The following is a 3,659-nucleotide window of genomic DNA, read 5'->3' as shown; positions in this document are numbered from 1 at the left end:
CAAAGCGCTCGAAATGGAGCTGGGCGTGCAGGGCACAGACGGTGATGACGCCTTCGGCCCTCTTGGCAACGACCCTGTTCACTTCAAGGGTGGCCTGGGTAACGACACTCTTCGTGGCGGTGCCAGCAGCGACATTCTCAATGGCGAAGATGGCAACGACTCCATCGTTGGTAACGGAGGCAACGACACTCTGATCGGTGGCGCTGGTGACGATGTCCTCACCGCCTACAAGGAAGACGACCTTCTCATTGGCGGCAAGGGCAACGACACGCTCGATGGCCAGGAAGGCAGCGACACCTATGTCTTCGACCTCGGCGATGGCCAGGATGTCATCGTCGACACCTCGGTGGGCTGGGGCCTGCCCAGCGTCGATGTCATCCGCTTTGGCGAGGGCATCAATCGCTCCGACCTGAGCCTGAGCCGATCCGGTGGAAACCTCACCGTTCACTACAGTGCCAACGATCAGGTAACGATAACCAACCAATACACTGGATACGGAAATCGCATCGAATTCATCGAGTTCGCTAATGGCGCCCGCATGGACATCAAGGCGCTCGAAATGGAGTTGGGCGTGCAAGGCACAGACGGTGATGACGCCTTCGGCCCTCTTGGCAACGACCCTGTTCATTTCAACGGCGGGCTGGGTAACGACACCCTCCGGGGTGGTGCCAACAGCGACATCCTCAATGGCGAAGATGGCAACGACTCCATCGTTGGCAACGGAGGCAACGACACTCTGATTGGTGGTGCTGGCGACGATGTCCTCACCGCCTACAAGGAAGACGACCTTCTTATCGGCGGCAAGGGCAACGACACGCTCGATGGCCAGGAAGGCAGCGACACCTATGTCTTCGACCTCGGCGATGGCCAGGATGTCATCGTCGACACCTCGGTGGGCTGGGGCCTGCCCAGCGTCGATGTCATCCGCTTTGGCGAGGGCATCAATCGCTCCGACCTGAGCCTGAGCCGATCCGGTGGAAATCTCATTGTCCACTACAGCGCTAACGACCAGATAACGATCATCAACCAATACTCCAACTACGTGAACCGCATCGAGTTCATTGATTTCGCCGACGGTACTCGCACAGAGATCAAAGCGCTCGAAATGGAGCTGGGCGTGCAGGGCACAGACGGTGATGACGCCTTCAGCTCTCTTGGTAACGACCCGGTTCACTTCAAAGGCGGGTTGGGTAACGACACCCTGCGTGGCGGTGCCAACAGCGACATCCTCAATGGCGAGGATGGCAACGACTCCATCCTTGGCGGCTACGGCGATGACGTCCTCATCGGCGGCAAGGGCAACGACACCCTCGATGGCTATGAAGGCAGTGACACCTACCTCTTCAGCCTCGGTGATGGTCAGGACATCCTGGCCGAGACCTTTGCAAACGGCAGCGACAGCTATCTCTATACCGACATCATTCGCTTCGCCGAAGGTATCGATGTCACCGGCATGCGCATGAGCCGCGAAGGCAGAAACCTCACCCTGCACTACAGCGCCACCGACAGCATCACGCTCGCCAACTGGTACAGCAATCCGTACCTCCGGGTTGAAAAGGTCGAGTTCGCCGATGGCAGCAACCGCACCATCAACAGCCTGGAAATGGAGCTCGGAGTCGCAGGCACAGGCGGTGACGACGGCTTCGCGCCCTATGGCAACGATGCCGTGCACTTCAAGGGCCTGGCAGGCAACGACATACTGAATGGTGCTGCCGGTAACGACATCCTCGATGGCGGTAACGACAACGACAGCCTCAATGGGGGCGCCGGTAATGACACCTTGCTCGGTGGCGCGGGCAACGACTCCATCCTTGGCGGCTACGGCGATGACGTCCTCATCGGCGGCAAGGGCAACGACACCCTCGATGGCTATGAAGGCAGTGACACCTACCTCTTCAGCCTCGGTGATGGTCAGGACATCCTGGCCGAGACCTTTGCAAACGGCAGCGACAGCTATCTCTATACCGACATCATTCGCTTCGCCGAAGGTATCGATGTCACCGGCATGCGCATGAGCCGCGAAGGCAGAAACCTCACCCTGCACTACAGCGCCACCGACAGCATCACGCTCGCCAACTGGTACAGCAATCCGTACCTCCGGGTTGAAAAGGTCGAGTTCGCCGATGGCAGCAACCGCACCATCAACAGCCTGGAAATGGAGCTCGGAGTCGCAGGCACAGGCGGTGACGACGGCTTCGCGCCCTATGGCAACGATGCCGTGCACTTCAAGGGCCTGGCAGGCAACGACGTGTTGAACGGCGCCGCCGGTGACGACATCCTTGATGGCGGAGAAGGCAACGACAGCCTCAATGGCGGCTACGGTAATGACACCTACCTGTTTGCCAAAGGAGATGGCCAGGACCTGGTAGCCGATGCAGGCGGCAACGACACCCTCCTCTTCGGCCAGGACATCTCCGCAAACGACATCTGGCTCCAACGCAACGGCAGCAACCTGGAACTGACCCTGCACAACTCTGCCGACAAGGTCACCATCAGCAACTGGTACTCGAGCACTTCGAACCATATCGAAACCATCAAGTCCGGCGACGGCAAGACCCTGCTCGATAGCCAGGTGCAGAACCTGGTCAACGCCATGGCGGCCTTCGCGCCGCCTGCGGGCGGCAGCTCCAACCTGACGCCCGAGCAGAAGGCGCAGCTGGAGGTGGTGATCGCTACGAACTGGGCCTGACCTGCATCAGCGATAACGACAGGAGCGCCCATTGGCGCTCCTGCTCGCTGTGTGGAGCCCTGGATACCACGGGGGTTCCGCTTTGCTCGGTATAGATGGACTACACGGCTTACCGGGTTGCGCGGACAGCTGTCACCTCCTCCCATCAGGATGAGCGTTTAGGGAGCGGTGAAGGACCTCCCCACTCACAATTCTTAGCATATAAATACACACAGAGAATATGGAGCATTCATGAGCGAAGATATTGGACAATACAAGGACGAAGTCTCTGTAGATGAGAAAGGCCTTAATATTCGTGATTCGAAAGGTTATCAAGCACTCATCAAAGATAACGGAGAAGTTACTTTCAAAGATAACAACGGCCACGAACTTAACACTGATTTATCGCTTGAGACAGGGAGCGTCACATACAAAGCCGGCAATTCAAGTATTTCTGTCGATACTGACAAAAAAATTGAAATGTCTACGGAGTATGGCCGTGGCAGTGTTACCACAACATCAAGAGTCAACGAGAACGGCAAAATAATTGTCGAAAAAACAGAAATAACCGGAACAGCTGTGTCGGTTGGAAATTTCTTTGTCTCCGTGGAGGTCGGTGCAAAATTAACATGGACTCCTGAAAAAGGCTGGGAGCTAAAAAATGACAGTCACATAAAAATCTTAGGCATGAGACTGGAGGATATCGCCGAGAACGTCTATACCGCTGTTGTAAAATCTGACACGGCCCAAATACTGGCAAGCAGAGACGACTATTATAATTACGTAGAAGAGTGCGTCACGGAGGGCAAACCCTACATGACGCAGAAAGAATGGTTTGAGGAGCGCCGAAAGAGTGGCGTGGCCCCTGGAATAAATACAAGTTTCAATAGCGCCAACAATTTTGTCGAGCGCAGAGACCCTTTAAGCCTCGATCTCGACGGCGATGGCATCGAAACCGTCGGCGCCAACGCCGGCATCACCTTCGACTTCG

Annotated in this window: 2 protein-coding genes; both read left to right on the top strand. The window is 56.5% G+C overall.

Features of this window, described 5'->3' with window-relative positions; genetic code table 11:
* The coding region (locus tag OEJ36_RS30355) for a calcium-binding protein (protein WP_317891614.1) at positions 1–2,689 on the top strand (2,689 nt) is incomplete at its 5' end.
* 231 nt (positions 2,690–2,920) lie between these two features.
* A partial coding sequence (locus OEJ36_RS30350) for a hypothetical protein (RefSeq protein WP_263404649.1) occupies positions 2,921–3,659 on the top strand: 739 nt, incomplete at its 3' end.

Origin of the sequence: Pseudomonas sp. PDM13 (genome assembly GCF_025685765.1) — a bacterium.
Lineage (GTDB): Bacteria > Pseudomonadota > Gammaproteobacteria > Pseudomonadales > Pseudomonadaceae > Metapseudomonas > Metapseudomonas solani.
The sequence above is the reverse complement of the archived record's forward strand: the minus strand, read 5'-3'. Positions and strand labels throughout refer to the sequence as shown.